Origin of the sequence: Rhizobium sp. CRRU65 (genome assembly GCF_048551595.1) — a bacterium.
Classification (GTDB): Bacteria; Pseudomonadota; Alphaproteobacteria; order Rhizobiales; family Rhizobiaceae; genus Rhizobium; species Rhizobium leguminosarum_J.
The window spans coordinates 335,580-355,080 of record NZ_JBLYZH010000006.1; the positions used below are offsets into that span (position 1 = coordinate 335,580).

A 19,501-nucleotide genomic window follows, 5' to 3' on the forward strand; every position below is an offset into this window, starting at 1 on the left:
GAGTGACAGGGATTTCATCATGAACACCACCTCCGCCCGCCGCGTTTCGTCCGCTTCCGACGTGACGATGGGACTTGTGCTGATGTTCATCTCGGTGATGTTCTCGCCGCTCATCGATATTTTCGCCAAGCTTGCCATCGTCACCGTCCCCTCCGCGGAGATCACCGCCGGCCGCTTCGCCGTACAGGCGCTCTGCATGCTGCCGATTGTGATATGGCGGCGCAGCTTCGCCGAATTCTCCTGGCGCCAGAACCTGTTCCATGCCATCCGCGGCGCGATCATCACCGTCTCGATGATCTCCTTCGTCACCACGCTGAAATACATGGCGGTCGCCGACGCGATCGCGATCTTCTTCGTCGAGCCGATCATGCTGACGATCCTCGGCGGTATCTTCTTGAAGGAGACGATCGGCTGGCGGCGCTATAGCGCCTGCGGCGTCGGCTTCTTCGGGGCGATGCTGATCATCCAGCCGAGTTTCGAGGAGGTCGGCTACATCGCGCTTCTGCCTGTCGTCAGCGCGCTCTGCATCGCCATCTTCGTGCTGATGACTCGCGTCCTCTCGCACAGGGAAGACCCCTGGGCGATGCAGTTCCAAATGGGCATCTGGGGCCTGCTCTTCTGCACCATCCTGCTTTTCCTGGGCCAGGGAACCGGCTCCGATCTCTTCGATCCCGTCATGCCGGATGGCCGCGCCTGGTTCTATGTCGCCGGCGTCGGCGCCATGGCCGCGATATCGGGCATCCTCGGCGTCTATGCCTATCGCGCGGCACCGGCATCGACGCTGGCGCCGCTGCAATATTTCGAGATCGTCTCGGCGACGATCTTCGCCTGGCTGGTCTTCGGCGACTTTCCGGATGCCGTCAAATGGCTCGGCATTGCCATCATCGTGGCATCGGGCTTCTACATCCTCTGGCGAGAGCGCCGCTTTGCTTCAAAGCCCGTATCCGATACATCTGAGGTGACGCTGGCGCCGTAGATATTGCCGGGAGGGAACATGACAGAGACCGTGACCAAAAAGCCGCCGCTTGCCGGCATCCGGGTGATCGAGCTTGCCCGCGTGCTCGCCGGCCCCTGGGCGGGACAGATGCTCGCCGATCTCGGCGCCGACGTCATCAAGGTCGAAAATCCCGACGCCGGCGACGATACACGCCAATGGGGCCCGCCCTTTGTCGAGGGCGCCGATGGCGAGAACCTCTCGGCCGCCTATTACCACGCCGCCAATCGCGGCAAGCGCTCTGTCACCGCCGACTTGAAGAGCGCCGAAGGCCAGGACCTCGTCCGCCGCCTCGTCTCCACCGCCGATGTGGTCATCGAGAATTTCAAAGTCGGCGGCCTCGTCAAATACGGGCTCGATTATGACAGCCTGCGCAAGGAGAACCCGAAGCTCGTCTATTGCTCGATCACCGGCTTCGGCCAGAACGGCCCTTATGCCAGCCTCGCCGGCTACGATTATATCGTCCAGGGCATGTCCGGCTTCATGTCGATTACCGGGGAGCCGGGCGGCCAGCCGATGAAGGCAGGCGTCGCCATTGCCGATATCTTCACCGGCATCTACGCCGTCTCGGCGATCGAAGCCGCTCTGATCCATACCCTGAAGACCGGTGAAGGCCAGTTGGTCGACATGGCCCTGCTCGATGTGCAATCGGCCGTGCTCGCCAATCAGAACATGAATTATCTGGTCTCCGGCGAGGCGCCGACCCGCCTCGGCAATGCCCATCCCAATATCTCGCCCTATGAGGTCGTGCCGACGGCGGACGGGTATCTCATTCTCGCGGTTGGAAACGACGGCCAGTTCCGCCGCCTCTGCACCATCCTTGGCCTGGAGACCATCGCCAGCGACGAGCGTTTCGCCACCAACAAGGCCCGCGTCGGCAATCGCGGCGAAGTGCGCCGCCTCGTCTCCACCGAAACGCTGAAATGGCAGAAGGCGGATCTGCTGAAGGCCTGTGAAGAGAATGCGGTTCCATCAGGCGCAATCAACACGATCGAGGAAATGTTCGCCCATCCGCAGGTACAGGCTCGCGGCCTGCGTATCGACCTTGCGGATTCAGCCGGCACCGTGATCCCCGGTGTCAGGACGCCTGTGGTGCTGTCGGAGACGCCGCTGCGTTATATCACGCCGAGCCCGCGTCTCGGCGAACACCAGGCAGAAATTCTGGCGGAACTCGCCGAGCGCGAGAGGAAGGCATCGTCATGAAGAAGGCATTGTCATGAAGAAGACGGGCGGGGAACTGATCGTCGAGGCGCTGAAGGCGAATGGCGTCAAGCGGCTCTCCTGCGTGCCCGGCGAGAGCTTTCTCGCCGTGCTCGACGCGTTGCGCGACAGCGATATCGACGTCGTGGTCTGCCGCCAGGAGGGCGGAGCGGCGATGATGGCGGATTGCTGGGGTAGGCTGACCGGCGAACCTGGTATTTGCATGGTGACCCGTGGCCCCGGCGCCACCAACGCCTCCGCCGGCCTGCATATCGCCAAGCAGGACTCTATCCCGATGATCCTGTTCATCGGCCAGGTGCAGCGCGAAGCGCGTGAGCGCGAGGCCTTCCAGGAGGTCGAGTTCCGCCGCGCCTTCACCGAATTCGCCAAATGGGTGGGCGAGATCGACGATGCCGCCCGCATTCCCGAGTTCGTCACCCGCGCCTTTGCGGTCGCAACCTCCGGCCGGCCCGGCCCTGTCGTGCTGACGCTGCCGGAGGACATGCTGCGCGATGAGGTCGAGGCACCCCGCGCCAGGCACTATGCCAGCGTCGAGGCCCATCCCGGCCGCCGCCAGATCGACGATTTCTATCTCCGCTTGCTGAAGGCCGAGCGGCCGATGGTGATCCTTGGCGGCACGCGCTGGGACGCCGATGCCGTCGCCGATTTTCAAAGTTTCGCCGAGCGTTTCCAACTGCCCGTCGGCTGCTCCTTCCGTCGGCAGATGCTGTTCGATCATCTCCATCCCTGCTACGCCGGCGATGTCGGCATCGGCATCAATCCGGCGCTGGCAAAGGAGATCAAGGAGAGCGACCTGCTGATCTTGCTCGGCAGCCGCATGTCGGAAATGCCGTCCTCGTCCTATACGCTGATCGATATCCCCTACCCCCAGCAATCGCTGGTGCATATCTATCCCGATGCTTCCGAGCTTGGCCGCATCTACCGTCCGGATCTTGCCATCTGCGCGGCACCTGCCGATTTCGTCGCGGCACTCGCCGATCTGGAAGCGCCGGCCGAACCGCTCTGGGCCGAGCGCACCGCCCGCCTGCACCAGGCCTATCTCGCCTGGTCGAAGCCGCCCTTGAGCGGACCGGGCGCCGTCCATATGGGGCCGATCATGGAATGGCTGGAGGCCAATACCGGGCAGGACGCGATCTTCACCAATGGTGCGGGCAACTACGCCACCTGGGTGCACCGCTTCCATCGTTTTCGCCGCTTCAACACCCAAGCCGCCCCCACCTCCGGCTCGATGGGTTACGGCCTGCCGGCCGCCGTCGCCGCCAAGCGGCTTTTTCCCGAGCGCGAGGTCATCTGCTTTGCCGGCGACGGCTGCTTCCTGATGCACGGCCAGGAATTCGCCACCGCCATCCGCTACGGCCTGCCGATCATCGCAGTCGTCGTCAACAATGGCATCTACGGCACGATCCGCATGCATCAGGAGCGCGAGTATCCCGGCCGCGTCAGCAGCACAGATCTGACCAATCCCGACTTCGCAGCCCTTGCCCGCGCCTATGGCGGCCACGGCGAGACAGTGGAAAAGACCGAGGATTTCGCCCTGGCGTTCGAGCGAGCGCGCGAAAGCGGCAAGCCGGCGATTGTCGAAATCAAGCTCGATCCCGAAGCAATCACGCCCGCACGGACACTGACGCAAATCCGCGAGAAATCCTGATTGAAAAGCAGCATTTGAGGCAGCGTGAACCTCAGCGGGCGAGTTCGCGCCTCAGCATTCTGCCCAACTGATCGCAGCTTGCTTTGGTATATTGTTTGGTTGACTGCCGCGTGACACCCCGGCGAGCAGTACTAAAGGCCCGTTCTGTGGCAGATTCCGGGTCTTTGAGTTCCTTTCGGGCAAACTTCAGAAAAAGAGCTTTCGCGTCACTGACGACCTGTGGACGCTTATAATGGATGTCGCAAGTCAATGCGATGACCATGCTCACTGAGGCCACGCCAAGCCCCTGCCCTTTGGGGATTGGCGGAAGTTCTTCCGCGGAAGCCACGGAAGCCGCAAGGCTACCGGCAAAACAAAACATCAGCAGGCGCCTCGTCGACATCCGTGTCCCCAAATCAGATCGCAGCCGTGACGATGAACTCGACCTTGTATTTCGGAGCTGCGAGCTTGGCTTCGCTGGTGGCGCGGGCCGGCGGATTGGCCGGATCGATCCAGCCTTCCCAGACGGCATTCATCTCGGCGAAATCGGCGATGTCCGCGAGGTAGATGATCGTCTGCAGGATCTTCGACTTGCTGCTGCCCGACGCAGCCAGCAGGCGGTCGACTTCGGCAAGCGAGGACTTGCACTGATCGGTGACGCTTTCGCCCTCGCCGACCTGGCCTGCGAGATAGACTGTATTGCCGTGAATGACGGCGCCGCTCATGCGCGAGCCGACGTCGATACGCTTGATGCTCATCATAGTCTCCTGAGTGAATGGAAGGTGGCGGCGCTGAGGTTCAACGCCGGAAAATCGGCGCCCGGAACGGGACTCAATTACGGATATGGTGGGTCTTCTGGTAAATCGCCGTCGAGCGTGCGCCGGAACGGCAATAGCCGAGCATCGGCCGCGGGAATTCGTCGAGCGCGTCGACCATGCCCTGCACGGCTTCCTCGGTCACGCCCATCGGCCCGACAGGCACGTGGGCGATATTAAGGCCGAGTTCCTTGGCGCGCGCCTCGATAACAGAGAACGACGTCTGGTCGGGACTTTCGTGGTCGGGGCGGTGGCAGACGATCGATTTGAACCCCAGCGCCTTGATCTCGTCGAGCTCCTCAAGCGTGATCTGGCCCGAAACCGAATATTCATCGTCGATCTGGCGAATATCCATCGTCTTGTCTCCTCAAAAATCGTGGGCTGAAGGTCTACGACGGAGGTCTGCCAGCGTCAACAACACTTCGCTCACAGGAAGGCAAAGGTCAGCGCATAGCTGCGGCTCTCGCCCGGCGCCAGCATGTTGAACTCACCGGCGGCCTCTAGCTCGTCGCGCGATATCCACCGATGTGAAACTGGCTCGATGCCGATGATATGGGCCGGCGCCTTCTGGTTCCGCCAGACCTGCAGATGCGGCAGCGTGTCGGCGCGGAAACGCACCCGCAGCGTCCTGTCGCCGATTGCGGCGATCGGCCCGAGGCGGACCTCCGCGAACCCCTTCTCCATCGCCGGCGCCGCGACGCAGAAGATGCCGCCCGGCTGCTCGCCGAATGTCCAGGGAAAACCGCCATTTTCCAGCATCCGGCCTTCGAGCCGCGTGCCGTCGTCCAGCCATTTGCCACCAGTATTCATGTGGTACATCAGGAAGGTCGGCACCGTCCGATCGCTGGTATTGATGACCCGATCCTCAAGCCGCACCTCGCCGGTCGCCCCATCGATCCGCCACAGCCGCTCGATGCGCTGCGGCAGTCCCTCGACAGTGGTGATGTCGATATCGGCGCGGCATTCGGCATTGCCATTCTCGAACTTTGTCCACAGCACCTTTGCCGCGTGGCCGGAGGCCGATCCATGCAGCGGATAGACCTTGCCGTCGTCCCGGCCGGGGATCGGCTGACGGTGGCGGATATGGTCCGGCCCGCAGGTGAAGAGGAAGCCCTCGAGCGAGTGATCGATTCGTGGATCGCCGTCATCGGGAATGGCGCGCTTCGGCGCGATGTCGACGCCGTCGACGATGCATCCGCCAATATCCAGCACAGATGTTTCGTCCAGCATCAGGCGCGGCCCGCTTGCGGCGGCAAATTCGATCATCACGGTCTCCTTGGGGAATTGTCGGCCCCTTAGAGCGCCGAGCGTCCTTTCGGACGCACAAAGGACGCTCTAACACTTTGAATCAGCGCATCATGCTTTCCGAAAAACGGAATCGATTTTCGCAAAGAAGGATGCGCTAGCGTTAGGTTTCGCGTCGCCATTCGTCAATCGGCGTCGCCTCCATCTTGTGCTTTTGCAGCAACCATGGATTTTGCGGAACTGACACAAGGACGCAAACGTTTATGAGTAAAAGGAAATCTTAGTGATTTTCATATTTTGTTCAGCACGGTTTCATAAATTCCACACTAGCGTCAAAATTGGCATGTGTGTGTCTGCCCAGTCACTGTTCGAGGTATGAGACGTGAATCGCTTTTTGAAGTCGGCATTTTGCCTCGCAGCCGTCCTGGCTGCTCTTGCGGCTACAGCGCCGGAGGCAGGCGCGCAGCAGTTCCGCGATCGCCGCCAGAGCGATATCGTGCTTGTGACGCCGAGCGGCGAAATCCTCGACTATGTTCCAGCTGGCTATATCTACGCCCGCGACCGTAGCGGCAATCGCGTGTTGATCGACGACTATGGCAACGTCGTCGCCACCGAGATGCGTGCGCGGGGCTACTATCCGCCGCGGCCGGGCCCTCGCGAGGTCTATAACGACCAGTATGGCAACGACCCCTATTATTCCGACAACAATCCCGATGGCGATACGCGTTATTCCGAGCGCGGCGCCGTCACCGGCGGCATACCGCGCGATGCGGCGATCGAACGCCGGCCGCTCGGCGACCAGCCCTATCCCGATGACAACAGCATCGGCAATCCGCAACCCGGCGACGACTATGCCTCGATCGACCCCGGCCAGCAGATCCCGCCCGCCGACCAGCCGAAGGCAGCACCTGATGAGCCCGTCATCACGCTGAAGAACAAGTCGAAGCCCGAGATCGTCGCATTACAGGTCTTCCTCGATCGCGCCGGCATCTCTCCGGGCGTCATCGACGGCCATATGGGCTCGAACGTCACCAAGGGCATCTATGCATATGACCAGATGACAGGCTCCAAGCTCGATCCGAACGACACCGACGCCATTCTGGAAGAACTGCGCATGACCGGCGGCTTGCCTGTGGTCAGCTACACGATCACGCCCGCCGATGCGGCCGGCCCCTTCGTCGCCGAGATTCCGGAAGATTATTCGCATAAGGCGCTGCTGCCGTCGCTGGCTTACACCTCGACCACCGAGATGCTCGCCGAGCGTTTCCACATGGATGAGGCTTTCCTCAAGGAGATGAACCCCGGCGCCGATTTCACCGTTGCCGGCACCGTCATCAAGGTCGTCAATCCAGGCGAGCCGAAGAGCGGCGCGGTTGCGCGCATCATCGCCGACAAGGGCCGTAAGCAGGTCTTCGCTTATGACGGCGCCGGCAATCTGCTTGCCGCCTATCCGGCATCGATCGGCTCCACCGACACCCCCTCGCCGTCAGGCACGGTCACCGTCGAGCGCGTCGCCCTCAATCCCGGCTACACCTACAATCCGAAGATCAATTTCCAGCAGGGCGCCAACGACAAGATCCTCAACATTCCGCCCGGCCCGAACGGCCCCGTCGGCACCGTCTGGATGGCGCTCTCCAAGCCGACCTACGGCATTCATGGCACGCCCGAGCCCTCGAAGATCGGCCGCACCCAGAGCCACGGCTGCATCCGCCTGACCAACTGGGATGCCACCGAGCTTGCCAAGATGGTGAAGCCGGGAGTGACGGTCGAATTCGTCGACTGAAATCATTCTGACGACAACAACGACAAGGCCGCCGGATCGCTCCGGCGGCCTTGTCGTTTCAGGTGGGGGCTATATTCAAGCGGCCGAGCGGACCATCGGGCTCGTCACGCGGGCGGATGCCGTCAGCCTCACCGGCAGCTTGCGCATCATTTCCTCGGCAAAACAGGTCGCGTTCTCACGCGCCTTGTCGAGATTGCTGACGCGCGTCGGATCGATCGTGTGCAGCGTGCCGCCACAGTCGAAGATGTCGCGGAAGGCGGAGCGTTCGATGATCGCCGTATCGAGCACCGGCACATGCCGCTCGCTGAGCAGTGACTTTACGACTTGCAGCGCCCGCGTCGTCACCATCGAATTGACGCGGGTGAGCACCACCGAATGGCCGATCTTGATGCCGGCCTTCTCATCCAGATACTGCAGCAGTTCGAGCACCTGCGCACCGCCGCGCGCATCCATCGCACAGCCTTGGATCGGGATCAGCACGTGGTCGGAAAGGCCAACGGCAGTGGCAAGCAGCGGATTGCGCGCACCCGGCAGGTCGACGATGAAATAGTCGGTATTGTGCTTGTTCTCGCTGATATGCACCGGCAGCGACGCAGTTGTGACGAAATCGATCACCGAAAGATTGGGTACATGACCTGATATTTCGTGCCAGCGCGAAATCCAGTGCTGCGGATCGGCATCGAGAATGGTGACGCGATAACCTTTGCGGGCAAGCTCGGTCGCGAGCAGCAGAACAGCGGTCGTCTTGCCGGCGCCGCCCTTGGTATTTGCGAATGTGATGACAGGCATGTTCGGTCCTCGGAAGGAATAGTGCGAGCCGGAATCGCTCTTTTACGCACCGTCGGAGCATCGTGCGGTTAATTCATTCTTTCTAATCATGGTTAACAAATTCGAAAGACGCGCGGCGAAATTGCAGCCGGTATTTTTCACATCCCTAAAAATAGGGATGCCACCGGAACGAAAAAGGCCTGGGAACCCGCGGCTTTCCAGGCCAGTCTGTTGGTCCGCTCTTATGTCGTTAGAAGCAATCTTTGAATAGAGCCTTCGTATTTTCAAGCGTCAGTGCAACCGGGTTGCCGCCCGCGCTCGGATCTTCGATCGCCATGGCCGATAATTCGTCGATGCGGTCGGCAGCGATTCCCATCACCGACAGCGTCTCCGGCACGCCGAGTTCGGAGCGGAGCTTCAGCACATAGTCGTAGAACCCGTCGAAACCACCCGAAATGCCGAGATAGGCGGCGGCGCGGCCGATCTTCTCCTCGATCGCCTTGCGGTTGAAGCGCAGCACCGCCGGCATCACCACCGCATTGGTCATGCCGTGATGGGTGTTGTAGACGGCGCCGATCGGGTGCGACAGCGCGTGGATGGCGCCGAGCCCCTTCTGGAAGGCGACCGCACCCATGGCGGCGGCCGACATCATGTTGGCGCGAGCTTCCAGATCCGTGCCTTCCCTATAGGCGCGCGGCAGGAACTCCTTGACGAGGCGCATGCCTTCCAGCGCGATACCGGCCGACATCGGGTGATAGAAGGGCGAGGAATAGGCCTCCAGGCAATGGGCGAAGGCATCCATGCCGGTCCCGGCCGTGATGATCTTCGGCATGCCGACCGTTAGTTCCGGATCGGAAATGACGACGCCAGGCAGGAACTTCGGATGGAAAATGATCTTCTTCACATGCGTTTCGGAATTGGTGATGACACTGGCGCGCCCGACTTCCGAACCGGTGCCTGCTGTTGTCGGCACCGCGACGATCGGGGCGATGCCCTCGAGGCTCGCACGCGTCCACCAGTCGCCGATATCTTCGAAGTCCCAGACCGGCCGCGTCTGGCCGGCCATGAAGGCGACGCACTTGCCGAGATCGAGGCCGGAGCCACCGCCGAAGGCGACAACGCCGTCATGGCCGCCGTCCTTGAAGGCCCTAACGCCGGCCTCGAGGTTTTTCTCGTTCGGGTTCGGATCGACATCGGCGAAAATCGCCCGGCCGAGACCGGCATCTTCGAGGATATCGAGGGCGTTCCTGGTGATCGCCATCGAGGCAAGGCCGCGGTCGGTGACGAGCAGCGGCTTCTTGATGCCGAGGCTCTTGCAGGCATCGGCCAGTTCCTTGATGCGGCCCCGGCCGAGCTTGACCGATGTCGGGTAGCTCCAGTTTGCAGTGATGTTGCTGCTCATGCTGTGACTTTCTTCAGATGGAAGGATTTCGGACGCGTCAGATTGTGGAAGCCGATGATCGACAGCGAGCCGCCGCGGCCGGTCTCCTTGACGCCGGTCCAGCAGAGCGCTGGATCGAGATAGTCTGCGCGGTTCATGAAAACGGTGCCGGTTTCGATCTCGCGGCCGAGCCGTGCCGCCCGCCCAACATCCTGGGTCCAGAGTGAAGCCGTCAATCCGTATTGGCTGTCGTTCATCAGCGCCAATGCTTCCTCGTCACTCTTCACCTTCATGATGCCGACTGCCGGGCCGAAAGTCTCTTCGCGCATGAAGGCCATGGAGTGGTCGACATCGACGAGGACCTGCGGCGCGAGATAGGCGCCACCGTCATCCTGGGGGAAAAGCTTGGGATCGACAAGCGCCTTGGCGCCCTTGGAAACCGCATCGGCAATCTGCTCGCGCACCACTTTGGCGAAGCGCTTGTGCGCCATCGGTCCGAGCGACGTTTCCGGATCGAGCGGATTGCCGAGCTTGTAGTTCGACACCCAGGCGACCGATTTCTCGACGAAGGCGTCGTAGAGCGACTCGTGCACATAGATACGTTCGATGCCGCAGCAGCATTGGCCGGAATTGTAGGTCGCCCCGTCCATCAGCGTATCGACCGCCGCTTCGAGATCGGCGTCCTCCATGACATAACCCGGATCCTTGCCGCCGAGTTCGAGGCCGAGGCCGGTGAACGTGCCGGCAGCCGCCCGCTCCATCGACCGCCCGCCTTCGACCGATCCGGTGAAGTTGACGAAATTGAAGCTGCCGGCGGCAATCAGCGCCGACGTCGTTTCATGATCGAGGAAGACGTTCTGGAACACATCCTCCGGAACGCCGGCCTCGATAAAGGCCTGCACCAGCCGCTCACCGACCAGCAGCGTCTGCGAGGCATGTTTCAGCACCACGGTATTGCCGGCCATCAGCGCCGGCGCGATCGTGTTGATTGCTGTCATGTAGGGATAGTTCCATGGCGCAACGACGAAGACGACGCCATGCGCCTCGCGCTCGATGCGCCGCTCGAAACGATCGCTCTCCTCAACGACAACAGGCGCCATCGCATCCGCCGCGATCGAGGCGACATAGTTGGAGCGCTCGTTGAAACCCTTGTATTCGCCGCCGTACTTGATCGGCCGGCCCATCTGCCAGGCAAGCTCCGGCACGACGAGGTCGGACATCTCGTTCAGCCGCGCAGCACCCTTCAGCACCAGTTGCACACGCTCTTCGAGCGGCCGTTTCGCCCAGGCTTTCTGTGCCTTGCGGGCGCGCGCCACCACGTCCTTGGCGGCATCGAAAGAAAGGGCTGCGCGTTCGGCATAGACCGACCCGTCCACCGGTGAAATGCATTGGATCATTGCCATGATCGATTTCCTGTCCTCGTATTGGTCAATATTTGGGTGGGCGACAGCCCCTCATCCGCCTGCCGGCACCCTCTCCCCGCCTGCGGGGCGAAGGGATATGCCGCACCGCCTTCCTTAACCTCGACGCTGCGTTTGGCACGTCCCCTCTCCCCGTTTTTACGGGGAGAGGGTTAGGGTGAGGGGCAAACACACGCGAAATGCCTATTAAGCTCTTTCGAAACCGCGCGCCACTTCCCAATCGGTGATGCGGCGGTCGTATTCTTCCTGCTCCCACTCGCCGGCGCGGGTATAGTGGTCGATCACGTCGTCGCCGAAGGCCTTGCGCAGCATCGCCGATTCCGTCATCGCCGCCGTGGCCGCGCGCAGCGTGCGCGGAATCTCGCGAACGCCCTTGCCGCCATAGGCGTCGCCGACGAAGGGGGCTTCGAGTTCGAGCTTGTTCTCGATGCCGTCAATGCCGGCGGCAAGCAGCGCGGCGAAGGCGAGATAGGGATTGAGATCGGAGCCGCCGACGCGGCACTCGATACGGATACCCTTGGTCTCTTCGCCGCACAGGCGATAGCCGGCGGTGCGGTTGTCCTTGCTCCAGACCGCCTTGGTCGGCGCAAACGTGCCGGCCATGAAGCGCTTGTAGGAGTTGATGTAGGGCGCCAGGAAATAGGTGATCTCGCTCGCATGGGCGAGAAGCCCGGCAACGTAATTGTGCATCAGCGGCGACATGCCGTATTTGCCGGTATGGTCGAAGAACAGCGGCTTTTCCTCCAGGCTCCAAAGCGACTGGTGGATATGCGAGGAACTGCCGGCGGCATTGTAATTCCACTTGGCGAGGAAGGTGATGGCCTTGCCCTTCGACCAGGCGATCTCCTTGCAGCCGTTCTTGATGATCGCGTGCCGGTCGGCCATGGCGAGCGCATCGGCGTAGCGCACGTTGATCTCCTCCTGGCCGGCCGAAGCCTCGCCCTTGGAGTTCTCGACCGGAATGCCGGCGCCCTGCAGCCCGGTGCGGATCGCCCGCATCACCTCTTCCTCCTTGGTGGTCTGGAAGATGTGATAATCCTCGTTATAGGCGCTGGCGAGCTTGAGATTGCGGTAGCCGGAAGCCTGCGCCGACTCGTAGGTCTGGTCGAACAGGAAGAATTCGAGCTCGGAGGCCATATAGGCCTTCATGCCCATATCCTCGAGCCGCTTTACCTGCTTCTTGAGGATCGCGCGTGGAGAATGGGCGACCTCTTCATGCGTATGGTGGTCGAGCATGTCGCACAGCACCAACGCCGTACCTTCGAGCCAGGGAATGCGACGCAGCGTCGAAAGATCCGGCTTCATCGTGTAATCGCCGTAGCCCTTCTCCCAACTCGTCGCCTTGTAGCCGGAGACGGTCTCCATCTCCATGTCGGTGGCGATCAGGTAGTTGCAGCTATGCGTTTCCTTCCAGGCGCTCTCGACGAAATATTCCGCCTGGAAACGCTTGCCCATCAGCCGGCCCTGCATATCCACCTGGCAGGCCAGAACCGTGTCGATGCGCCCTTCGGCAACATCCTTCCTGAGATCTTCGATTGTGTAGCTGCTCATGATTGATCCGCCTGAATTGAATTGAGAAAATCGGGGCAACGAAATCGCATGCGCTCGGCCGGACTTTGCGGCCTGATGCCTTTTCGTTGAACCGGTGATGGGGCCGCAGGATGCGGCCCCGCCATTTGAGAGGGAAGCTCGATGCTTAGTTTTCGCCGCTTTCGCCGACGGCGGCTTCGGCGGCCGCGATCTCGGCCTGGCGCTTTGCCACTTCGGCACCGATCGGCGGCCCCTTGAAGCGGCGGCTTTCGAAGCCGAACCAGACGATTGCCGTCAGCACCAGGAAACCGACGGTGATGTAAAGCGCCCATTCATTCGGCGGCTGGATGCCGAGGATGAAGATCAGGATCATCGCGATGACAGTCAGCACCGCAAAGAGCTTGAAGGCGCCTTCGCCGAGGTTCCACGGACCCATCTTGTCCCACTTCGACGTGCCCCAGGCAAAGAGACCGAGGGTGATCGGGATCGCGAAGGAGAAGAACAGGAAGATGACCGTGCACGACACGACGATCGTATAGACCGGCGTGTCACCGATCGTAGCGAGCGAAGAGCCCCAGACGAACAGAACCGACAGGATCGAGCCGGTCCAGATCGCGGCCACCGGCGTGCGATACTGCGGGCTGACCTTCGACAGCGCCTTCGATGCCGGCAGACCGCCGTCACGCGAGAAGGCAAAGATCATGCGCGAGACCGAGGTGACGGTCGCAAGGCCGCACAGCCACTGGCTGATCAGGATGGCAAAATAGAGAATGTCCTTGACGATCGGGTTCACCTGGCTGTCCATCGCCCAGAAGAACACGTTCCAGCCCTGCTTTGCGGCATCGTCCATGTTCGGCAGCATGAGAACGAAGGCGCACAGCATGATGTAGCCGAAAAGCGCCGACCAGAGCACCGACGCGACCATGCCGCGCGGAACGGATTCGGCAGCCTTGACTGTCTCTTCCGACGTATGCGCCGAGGCGTCATAGCCGGTGATGGTGTAGATCGGCAGCAGCAGGCCGAGAAGGAAGACCCAGGCACCGGAGGTGGTCGGCCAGACATTGCCGCCGACTTCGCCGGAATAGTTGGCGAAGGTGAAGAGGCGACCGATCTCGTAGGAGGGCGCCGCGACGAGGCAGACGACCGCCAGCGCGATCGAGGTCGCGAAGATGAGATAACCCGAGAAATCGGTCAGCTTCGCGGTCAGTCCGATGCCCATGTGGTTCACGAGCGCCTGCGCGCCGGTGATGACAACGAGGAAGATGATGCGCACCGTCGTCGAGTCGGTCAGCCCGAGATAGGTCGTGCCGAACGAACCCATGAAGAAATAATAGGTGCCGACATTGATGGCGCCAAGCACGGTGACGAGACCGAGCAGGTTGAACCAGGCGGTCAGCCAGCCGGTGAAGCGGTTGCCGAGGATCGAACCCCAGTGATAGAGACCGCCGGCCGTCGGATAGGCCGAGCTGATCTGCGCCATGGCGACGGCAAAGACGAGCGAGATAAAGCAGCCGACCGGCCAGCCGATGCCGATGGCCGCGCCGCCGGCGCCGGAGGTCGCCTGTGCCAGCGAATTGATGCCGCCGGAAAGGATGCAGATGATGGAAAATGAGACGGCGAAGTTCGAGAATGAACTCATTCGCCGTTCGAGTTCCTGGGCATAACCCATGGAATGCAGGATGTGCACATCCTGCTTCTTGTCCAGTTCGGTATAGTCCGACATGACTTCCCCCTGTTCACGATCGGCCGCGGGATTGCGGGCCGATTCAGTGCCAATTGCCCGCGGCATTTGCGCCATTCGGACGTTCGCAGTTAAACTGCTCCCTCGGGTCTTCTTTTTATTCAGCCGTCCAGACTTTGCTGGAGCAGCCCTTTCAAATAATCGGCCATGACCCCTTGGCCGATATCGTCAGCGATGAGGTCGTTGCGGACCTCGATCATCACATTGCGCAAGCCGTTCGAAAGCCCGTGCAGGATCAGCGTGTGGGTCACGCCGTCCTCGGGCCCGTAAGGCTCGTTGCGTTCCGTTCTGTAAAGCGGCGCCTCGGCCGCTGCCTCCAGCATACGGTCGGCGATCCGGCTGTCCTCATCGTGCAATATGCCGAGTTCGACCGCGCGTTCGCGGCCATGATAGACCGGCGTAAAGCTGTGCATCGTCACGATGATGCTGTCCTGTGCCCTCGCCCGGCGATCGCGGATCAGCCCGCGAATGGCGTCATGGAAAGGCACGTAGAGCGAGTCGGTGCGCGCAAGTCGTTCTTCGGGGCTCAAATCCTTGTTGCCGGGAATGGCGTAGATCTCGCTGGTCTCCGGCATCGCGCCGGGTGAACTGGGCGGTCGGTTGCAGTCGTAGATAAGCCGCGAGAACCTCTGGTAAACGAGCGTCGCGTCGAGCGCTTCCGATATGCTGCGGGCGACCGCAAGCGCGCCTGGATCCCAGGCAATGTGACTGGAGAGCGCTTCGCTGGGCAGGCCGAGATCGCCGAAAACGACTGGAAGCGCATTCGAAGCGTGCTCGCAGATGAGAAGCACCGGGCTCCGGCCGTGGATACGTTCGATCCCGACGCAGTCACCGTCCGCTTCACTGAGGATTTTCGGCCGGGCCAGCACCAAAGGCGCCACTCCTTATCCCTTAACAAATTCTTGATGAAGAAAAGAATTCTTCAGGTTTCGGCCGGTGTCAAGCATCCACTGAAAATTTCTTTTCATGACAGTGGTTGACATGGATTATGACAGCGTTGTTAACTTTGAGTGGGAAAGTGGCGCCAGACCATCCCGGGGAGCATAGTTACGTGACAGTTGCGTCGAAGACGGTTTCGGACGTCATACACTCGCATTTGGGGGTGTTGACGCGCGCCGAGAAGCAGTTGGCCGAAAGCCTTCTCGACAATTATCCGGTTTCCGGCCTCGGCAGCATCACTACGATTGCCGAGAATGCCGGCGTCTCGACGCCGACCGTCGTGCGCATGGTGCAGAAGCTCGGCTTCAAGGGCTATCCGGACTTTCAGGCGCATCTGCATCAGGAAGTCGAGGCGACGATCTCGAACCCGATCGCCAAGCACGACCGCTGGGCGCAAAATGCGCCGGGCACCCACATTCTCAACCGTTTCGCCGATGCCATCATGGGCAATCTGCGCCAGACGCTGACCGATCTCGATACCGCGACTTTCGACAGCGTCGCCGCGCTGCTTTCCGACCGCAAGCGCGGCCTTTATTTCGTTGGTGGCCGCATCACCGGCGCGCTTGCCGAGTATTTCTTCACCCATATGCAGGTGATCCGGCCGGCAACGACGCTGCTATCGTCGAATTCCAGCAGCTGGCCGCAATATGTCCTCAACATGAATGCCGGCGACATCCTGATCATCTTCGACATCCGACGCTACGAGCAGGAGATGGTGAGCCTTGTAACCGCCGCCCGCAAACGCGGCGCCGAAATCATCGTCTTCACCGACCAGTGGGGCTCGCCGGCCGCCAAGCTCGCCAGGCATGCCTTCCGCGTCCGGATCGAGGCGCCGTCGGCCTGGGATTCCTCCGTGGTCACCCTGTACATCGTCGAAGCGCTGATCGAGGCCGTTCAGAATTCGACCTGGGACGAGACGAAGGAGCGCATGAAGACACTGGAAGGCCTGTTCGAGCAGACCAGGCTTTTCCGCAAACCGGGTTAGGAGGACAAGACTAAAACAAAAGAAAACAATGACGGATTTTTCGCGGAAACAGACGGCGTTGTCGCAAATAAAACATTTGCCACAACCACCGCTATTCACAGCAGAATTAACGTCATCCAACTGTCACACAAGCTTCATGTAATCTCATTAACAGCATCGCCAGACACTGAAAACCCGAAGGAGAACAACAGTGATCTCTAACATTTCTCGACTACTGTCGCTTTCTACTGCGATGATCGTGGCTTCGACCGCGATTGCCGCTGCCGAGCCGAGCGCTGAACTTATCGCCGCCGCCAAGAAGGAAGGCACCCTGACGACGATCGCTCTTCCGCACGACTGGTGCGGCTACGGCGAGGTCATTGCCGGCTTCAAGGCCAAGTATGGCCTCGAGGTCAACGAGCTCAACCCAGATGCGGGTTCGGGCGACGAAGTCGAAGCCATCAAGGCCAACAAGGGCAACACCGGCCCGCAGGCTCCTGACGTCATCGACGTCGGGCTCTCTTTCGGCCCGTCCGCAAAGAAAGACGGCCTGATCCAGCCTTACAAGGTCTCCACCTGGGACTCCATCCCGGATACCGCCAAGGATGCCGAAGGCTACTGGTACGGCGATTATTACGGCGTTCTCTCGTTCCTCGTGAACAAGGATCTCGTCAAGGAATCGCCGGCCGATTGGGCCGATCTGAAGAAGAGCGACTACGCAAACAGCGTCGCCCTCGCGGGCGATCCGCGCGCCGCCAACCAGGCTGTCCAGGGCGTCTATGCCGCTGGTCTTTCCGCATCCGGCGGTGACGCGGCCAAGGCAGGCGAAGAAGGCCTGAAGTTCTTCGCCGAGTTGAACAAGAGCGGTAATTTCGTGCCGGTCGTCGGCAAGGCAGCTCCGTTCGCCCAGGGCTCCACGCCGATCATCGTTGCCTGGGATTACAACGCCCTCTCCTGGGGCGAAAGCCTGAAGGGCAATCCTCCGTTCGAGGTCGTCGTTCCGAAGACAGGCGTCGTTGCCGGCGTCTACGTCCAGGCGATTTCCGCCTTCGCTCCGCACCCGAACGCTGCGAAGCTCTGGATGGAATACCTCTATTCCGACGAAGGTCAGCTCGGCTGGCTGAAGGGCTATTGCCACCCGATCCGCTTCAACGATCTTGCCAAGAACAACAAGATCCCGAAGGAACTGCTCGATAAGCTGCCGCCGGCTGCATCCTATGAAAAGGCTGTCTTCCCGACGCTCGAAGAACAGTCTGCTGGCAAGGAAGCCATCACCAAGAACTGGGATTCCGTCGTCGGCGCCGCCGTCAAGTAATCTCTGATCCGGCCTCCCCGCCGCAAGGCGGGGAGGTTTTCTCACTCCGACGCCCCAGGATGAGCTTTTCCATGAGCACCGTTTCAACGCCTATGGTGCGCAGTGCCCCCTTGATCAACAGAGATCGCGTGATCGACTGGCTGGGCATTGCACCATTCATCATATTCTCCCTGCTGTTCCTGATCATCCCCACGCTTTATCTCGTGGCGGGCGCATTCCTGACGCCCGAGGGCGATTTGACGCTGAAGAATATCGGTGATCTCTTTACCCCATCCATCATGAGCGCCTACTCGATCAGTATCCGTGTGTCGGTGGCGTCGGCTCTGGGCGGTGCGCTGATCGGCTTCTTCCTCGCCTGGGCCGTCGTGCTCGGCGGCCTGCCCGCCTCCGTGCGCTCGACGCTGCTGACCTTCTCCGGCGTCGCCTCGAATTTTGCCGGCGTGCCGCTCGCCTTCGCCTTTCTCGCAACGCTCGGCCGCACCGGGCTTGTGACGATTTTCCTGCGTGAATGGTTCGGTTTCAATCTCTACGGCACCGGCTTTAATCTCCTGTCCTTCTTCGGCCTCACCATCACCTACATGTATTTCCAGATCCCGCTGATGGTGCTGATTCTGACGCCGGCCCTCGACGGTATGAAGAAGGAATGGCGCGAAGCCTCGCAGATTCTTGGCGCCACCAACCGCCAGTACTGGACGATGGTCGCGCTGCCGATCCTTTGGCCGAGCCTGCTCGGCACGACGCTGCTGCTCTTCGCCAACGCTTTCGGCGCCATTGCCACCGCTTTCGCGCTGACCGGCAGCTCGCTGAACATCGTGCCGATCCTGCTCTATGCGCAGATCCGCGGCGACGTTCTGCACAATGCCAACCTCGGTTACGCCATCGCGCTCGGCATGATCGTCATCACCGGCGTCTCCAACGTCCTTTATCTCATGCTGCGCATGCGCGCAGAACGGTGGCAGAAATGAAAGCTCAGCGTCTCGGAGCCTGGATCGCCGTCATTCTAGGTGCATCCTATTTCGTCATCCCGTTGATCGGCACAATCGAGTTTTCATTGCGCATGCGCCGCGGCGAATACAGCCTCGATGCTTATGAGTCGGTATTCTCCGACATTCAGTTCCGGGAGACCTTCGGCTATTCGATGCTGATGGCGTTGCTCACCATCGTTTTCGGCATGCTGCTCGTCGTGCCGACGGCCTATTGGGTGCGGCTGCGGCTGCCACAGATGCGTCCGGTCGTCGAATTCATCACGTTGCTGCCGCTTGTCATTCCGGCGATCGTCATCGTCTTCGGATACCTCAGGATGTATAATTCTTCATCCTACCTGCCGCTGACGGGTTCGACGACCGGCACCAACATCCTGCTGGTCTTCTCCTATATCACCCTGTCCCTGCCTTATATGTACCGCGCCGTCGATACCGCCATGCGCGCCATCGACGTCCGCACGCTGACGGAAGCGGCCGAAAGCCTCGGCGCCCGATGGACGACCATCATGTTCAAATGCATTTTTCCCAACGTCATGAGCGGCGTGCTCTCAGGCGCTTTCATCACGCTCGCGATCGTCATGGGCGAATTCACCTTTGCCGCACTTCTGAACCGTCCGGCCTTCGGTCCCTACCTGCAGCTCGTTGGCGCCAACAAGGCCTATGAGCCTTCGGCGCTTGCCGTCATCGCCTTCTCGATCACCTGGCTCAGCATGGGCCTGCTCAACATCGTTTCCCGCGTCGGCAAAGCCCGCCCGGCAAAGGCTTAAGGTATCT

At 61.0% G+C, this 19,501-nt stretch carries 18 protein-coding genes; 8 read left to right on the top strand and 10 right to left on the bottom strand.

Going from position 1 to position 19,501, the window contains the following annotated elements; all coding sequences use genetic code 11:
• The first annotated feature begins 19 nt into the window (after positions 1–19).
• From ACM5SV_RS15485 to ACM5SV_RS15495, 3 genes are read left to right on the top strand one after another with little or no spacing between them, the layout of a single operon-like run.
• Positions 20–976, top strand: a complete 957-nt coding sequence (locus ACM5SV_RS15485) for a DMT family transporter (RefSeq protein WP_113545224.1) — start codon at positions 20–22, stop codon at positions 974–976.
• Between the two features lie 18 nt (positions 977–994).
• Positions 995–2,197 carry a CaiB/BaiF CoA transferase family protein gene (locus ACM5SV_RS15490; protein WP_012758315.1) on the top strand — a complete coding sequence of 401 codons (1,203 nt, stop codon included), beginning with the start codon at positions 995–997 and terminating at the stop codon, positions 2,195–2,197.
• 13 nt (positions 2,198–2,210) lie between these two features.
• Positions 2,211–3,863, top strand: coding sequence for a thiamine pyrophosphate-binding protein (locus ACM5SV_RS15495; RefSeq protein ID WP_222014183.1), 1,653 nt, complete (start codon positions 2,211–2,213; stop codon positions 3,861–3,863).
• A gap of 31 nt (positions 3,864–3,894) precedes the next feature.
• Here ACM5SV_RS15495 and ACM5SV_RS15500 read toward each other — a convergent pair whose 3' ends face one another.
• The 4 genes from ACM5SV_RS15500 to ACM5SV_RS15515 all read right to left on the bottom strand — a co-directional run bounded on the left by ACM5SV_RS15500 (position 3,895) and on the right by ACM5SV_RS15515 (position 5,923).
• Positions 3,895–4,245 (bottom strand): hypothetical protein, encoded by a 351-nt coding sequence (locus ACM5SV_RS15500; RefSeq protein ID WP_029873391.1) that lies wholly within the window; start codon positions 4,243–4,245, stop codon positions 3,895–3,897.
• A gap of 13 nt (positions 4,246–4,258) precedes the next feature.
• Positions 4,259–4,600: a RidA family protein gene (locus ACM5SV_RS15505; RefSeq protein WP_017994739.1), complete on the bottom strand. Its 342-nt coding sequence runs from the start codon at positions 4,598–4,600 to the stop codon at positions 4,259–4,261.
• A gap of 73 nt (positions 4,601–4,673) precedes the next feature.
• Positions 4,674–5,012, bottom strand: coding sequence for a TIGR01244 family sulfur transferase (locus ACM5SV_RS15510; RefSeq protein WP_003541467.1), 339 nt, complete (start codon positions 5,010–5,012; stop codon positions 4,674–4,676).
• Positions 5,013–5,083: 71 nt separating this feature from the next.
• Positions 5,084–5,923 carry an aldose 1-epimerase family protein gene (locus ACM5SV_RS15515; RefSeq protein ID WP_017994740.1) on the bottom strand — a complete coding sequence of 280 codons (840 nt, stop codon included), beginning with the start codon at positions 5,921–5,923 and terminating at the stop codon, positions 5,084–5,086.
• A gap of 361 nt (positions 5,924–6,284) precedes the next feature.
• Here ACM5SV_RS15515 and ACM5SV_RS15520 point away from each other — a divergent pair, with 361 nt between their 5' ends.
• Entirely contained in the window at positions 6,285–7,685 is a 1,401-nt protein-coding gene (locus ACM5SV_RS15520; RefSeq protein WP_012758318.1) for a L,D-transpeptidase, read from the top strand.
• Between the two features lie 75 nt (positions 7,686–7,760).
• On the opposite strand, the gene ACM5SV_RS15525 is transcribed toward ACM5SV_RS15520, so the two are convergent.
• The 6 genes from ACM5SV_RS15525 to ACM5SV_RS15550 all read right to left on the bottom strand — a co-directional run bounded on the left by ACM5SV_RS15525 (position 7,761) and on the right by ACM5SV_RS15550 (position 15,398).
• Positions 7,761–8,474: a ParA family protein gene (locus ACM5SV_RS15525; protein ID WP_130669019.1), complete on the bottom strand. Its 714-nt coding sequence runs from the start codon at positions 8,472–8,474 to the stop codon at positions 7,761–7,763.
• A 229-nt stretch (positions 8,475–8,703) separates the two neighbouring features.
• The gene (locus ACM5SV_RS15530) at positions 8,704–9,855 is read right to left on the bottom strand and encodes an iron-containing alcohol dehydrogenase (protein WP_222014184.1); all 1,152 of its coding nucleotides are present in this window, start codon (positions 9,853–9,855) and stop codon (positions 8,704–8,706) included.
• Positions 9,852–11,237 (bottom strand): aldehyde dehydrogenase family protein, encoded by a 1,386-nt coding sequence (locus tag ACM5SV_RS15535; protein ID WP_222014185.1) that lies wholly within the window; start codon positions 11,235–11,237, stop codon positions 9,852–9,854. Before ACM5SV_RS15535 ends, ACM5SV_RS15530 begins: the two co-directional genes overlap by 4 nt.
• A 204-nt stretch (positions 11,238–11,441) precedes the next feature.
• Positions 11,442–12,806, bottom strand: a complete 1,365-nt coding sequence (locus ACM5SV_RS15540) for a glutamine synthetase family protein (protein WP_222014186.1) — start codon at positions 12,804–12,806, stop codon at positions 11,442–11,444.
• 145 nt (positions 12,807–12,951) lie between these two features.
• Positions 12,952–14,508 (bottom strand): amino acid permease, encoded by a 1,557-nt coding sequence (locus tag ACM5SV_RS15545; protein WP_026158774.1) that lies wholly within the window; start codon positions 14,506–14,508, stop codon positions 12,952–12,954.
• A gap of 119 nt (positions 14,509–14,627) precedes the next feature.
• Positions 14,628–15,398: an N-formylglutamate amidohydrolase gene (locus ACM5SV_RS15550; RefSeq protein ID WP_222014260.1), complete on the bottom strand. Its 771-nt coding sequence runs from the start codon at positions 15,396–15,398 to the stop codon at positions 14,628–14,630.
• Between the two features lie 179 nt (positions 15,399–15,577).
• Here ACM5SV_RS15550 and ACM5SV_RS15555 point away from each other — a divergent pair, with 179 nt between their 5' ends.
• The 4 genes from ACM5SV_RS15555 (at position 15,578) to ACM5SV_RS15570 (ending at position 19,494) form a co-directional block, all read left to right on the top strand.
• Positions 15,578–16,450: a MurR/RpiR family transcriptional regulator gene (locus ACM5SV_RS15555; RefSeq protein WP_012758325.1), complete on the top strand. Its 873-nt coding sequence runs from the start codon at positions 15,578–15,580 to the stop codon at positions 16,448–16,450.
• A 190-nt stretch (positions 16,451–16,640) separates the two neighbouring features.
• Positions 16,641–17,744, top strand: a complete 1,104-nt coding sequence (locus ACM5SV_RS15560; protein ID WP_012758326.1) for an ABC transporter substrate-binding protein — start codon at positions 16,641–16,643, stop codon at positions 17,742–17,744.
• A gap of 71 nt (positions 17,745–17,815) precedes the next feature.
• A complete protein-coding gene (locus tag ACM5SV_RS15565) occupies positions 17,816–18,709 on the top strand; it encodes an ABC transporter permease (RefSeq protein WP_003561109.1) in 894 nt (297 codons plus the stop codon).
• Positions 18,706–19,494 carry an ABC transporter permease gene (locus ACM5SV_RS15570; protein ID WP_012758327.1) on the top strand — a complete coding sequence of 263 codons (789 nt, stop codon included), beginning with the start codon at positions 18,706–18,708 and terminating at the stop codon, positions 19,492–19,494. Before ACM5SV_RS15565 ends, ACM5SV_RS15570 begins: the two co-directional genes overlap by 4 nt.
• The last annotated feature ends 7 nt before the right edge of the window (positions 19,495–19,501 follow it).

Excerpts from the sequence above, each read along its gene's own strand:
- ACM5SV_RS15485 (WP_113545224.1), top strand. The coding sequence starts at position 20 with ATGAACACCACCTCCGCCCGCCGCGTTTCGTCCGCTTCCGACGTGACG.
- ACM5SV_RS15490 (WP_012758315.1), top strand. The coding sequence starts at position 995 with ATGACAGAGACCGTGACCAAAAAGCCGCCGCTTGCCGGCATCCGGGTG.
- ACM5SV_RS15495 (WP_222014183.1), top strand. The coding sequence starts at position 2,211 with ATGAAGAAGACGGGCGGGGAACTGATCGTCGAGGCGCTGAAGGCGAAT.
- ACM5SV_RS15500 (WP_029873391.1), bottom strand. The coding sequence starts at position 4,245 with ATGTCGACGAGGCGCCTGCTGATGTTTTGTTTTGCCGGTAGCCTTGCG.
- ACM5SV_RS15505 (WP_017994739.1), bottom strand. The coding sequence starts at position 4,600 with ATGAGCATCAAGCGTATCGACGTCGGCTCGCGCATGAGCGGCGCCGTC.
- ACM5SV_RS15510 (WP_003541467.1), bottom strand. The coding sequence starts at position 5,012 with ATGGATATTCGCCAGATCGACGATGAATATTCGGTTTCGGGCCAGATC.
- ACM5SV_RS15515 (WP_017994740.1), bottom strand. The coding sequence starts at position 5,923 with ATGATCGAATTTGCCGCCGCAAGCGGGCCGCGCCTGATGCTGGACGAA.
- ACM5SV_RS15525 (WP_130669019.1), bottom strand. The coding sequence starts at position 8,474 with ATGCCTGTCATCACATTCGCAAATACCAAGGGCGGCGCCGGCAAGACG.
- ACM5SV_RS15530 (WP_222014184.1), bottom strand. The coding sequence starts at position 9,855 with ATGAGCAGCAACATCACTGCAAACTGGAGCTACCCGACATCGGTCAAG.
- ACM5SV_RS15535 (WP_222014185.1), bottom strand. The coding sequence starts at position 11,237 with ATGGCAATGATCCAATGCATTTCACCGGTGGACGGGTCGGTCTATGCC.
- ACM5SV_RS15540 (WP_222014186.1), bottom strand. The coding sequence starts at position 12,806 with ATGAGCAGCTACACAATCGAAGATCTCAGGAAGGATGTTGCCGAAGGG.
- ACM5SV_RS15545 (WP_026158774.1), bottom strand. The coding sequence starts at position 14,508 with ATGTCGGACTATACCGAACTGGACAAGAAGCAGGATGTGCACATCCTG.
- ACM5SV_RS15565 (WP_003561109.1), top strand. The coding sequence starts at position 17,816 with ATGAGCACCGTTTCAACGCCTATGGTGCGCAGTGCCCCCTTGATCAAC.
- ACM5SV_RS15570 (WP_012758327.1), top strand. The coding sequence starts at position 18,706 with ATGAAAGCTCAGCGTCTCGGAGCCTGGATCGCCGTCATTCTAGGTGCA.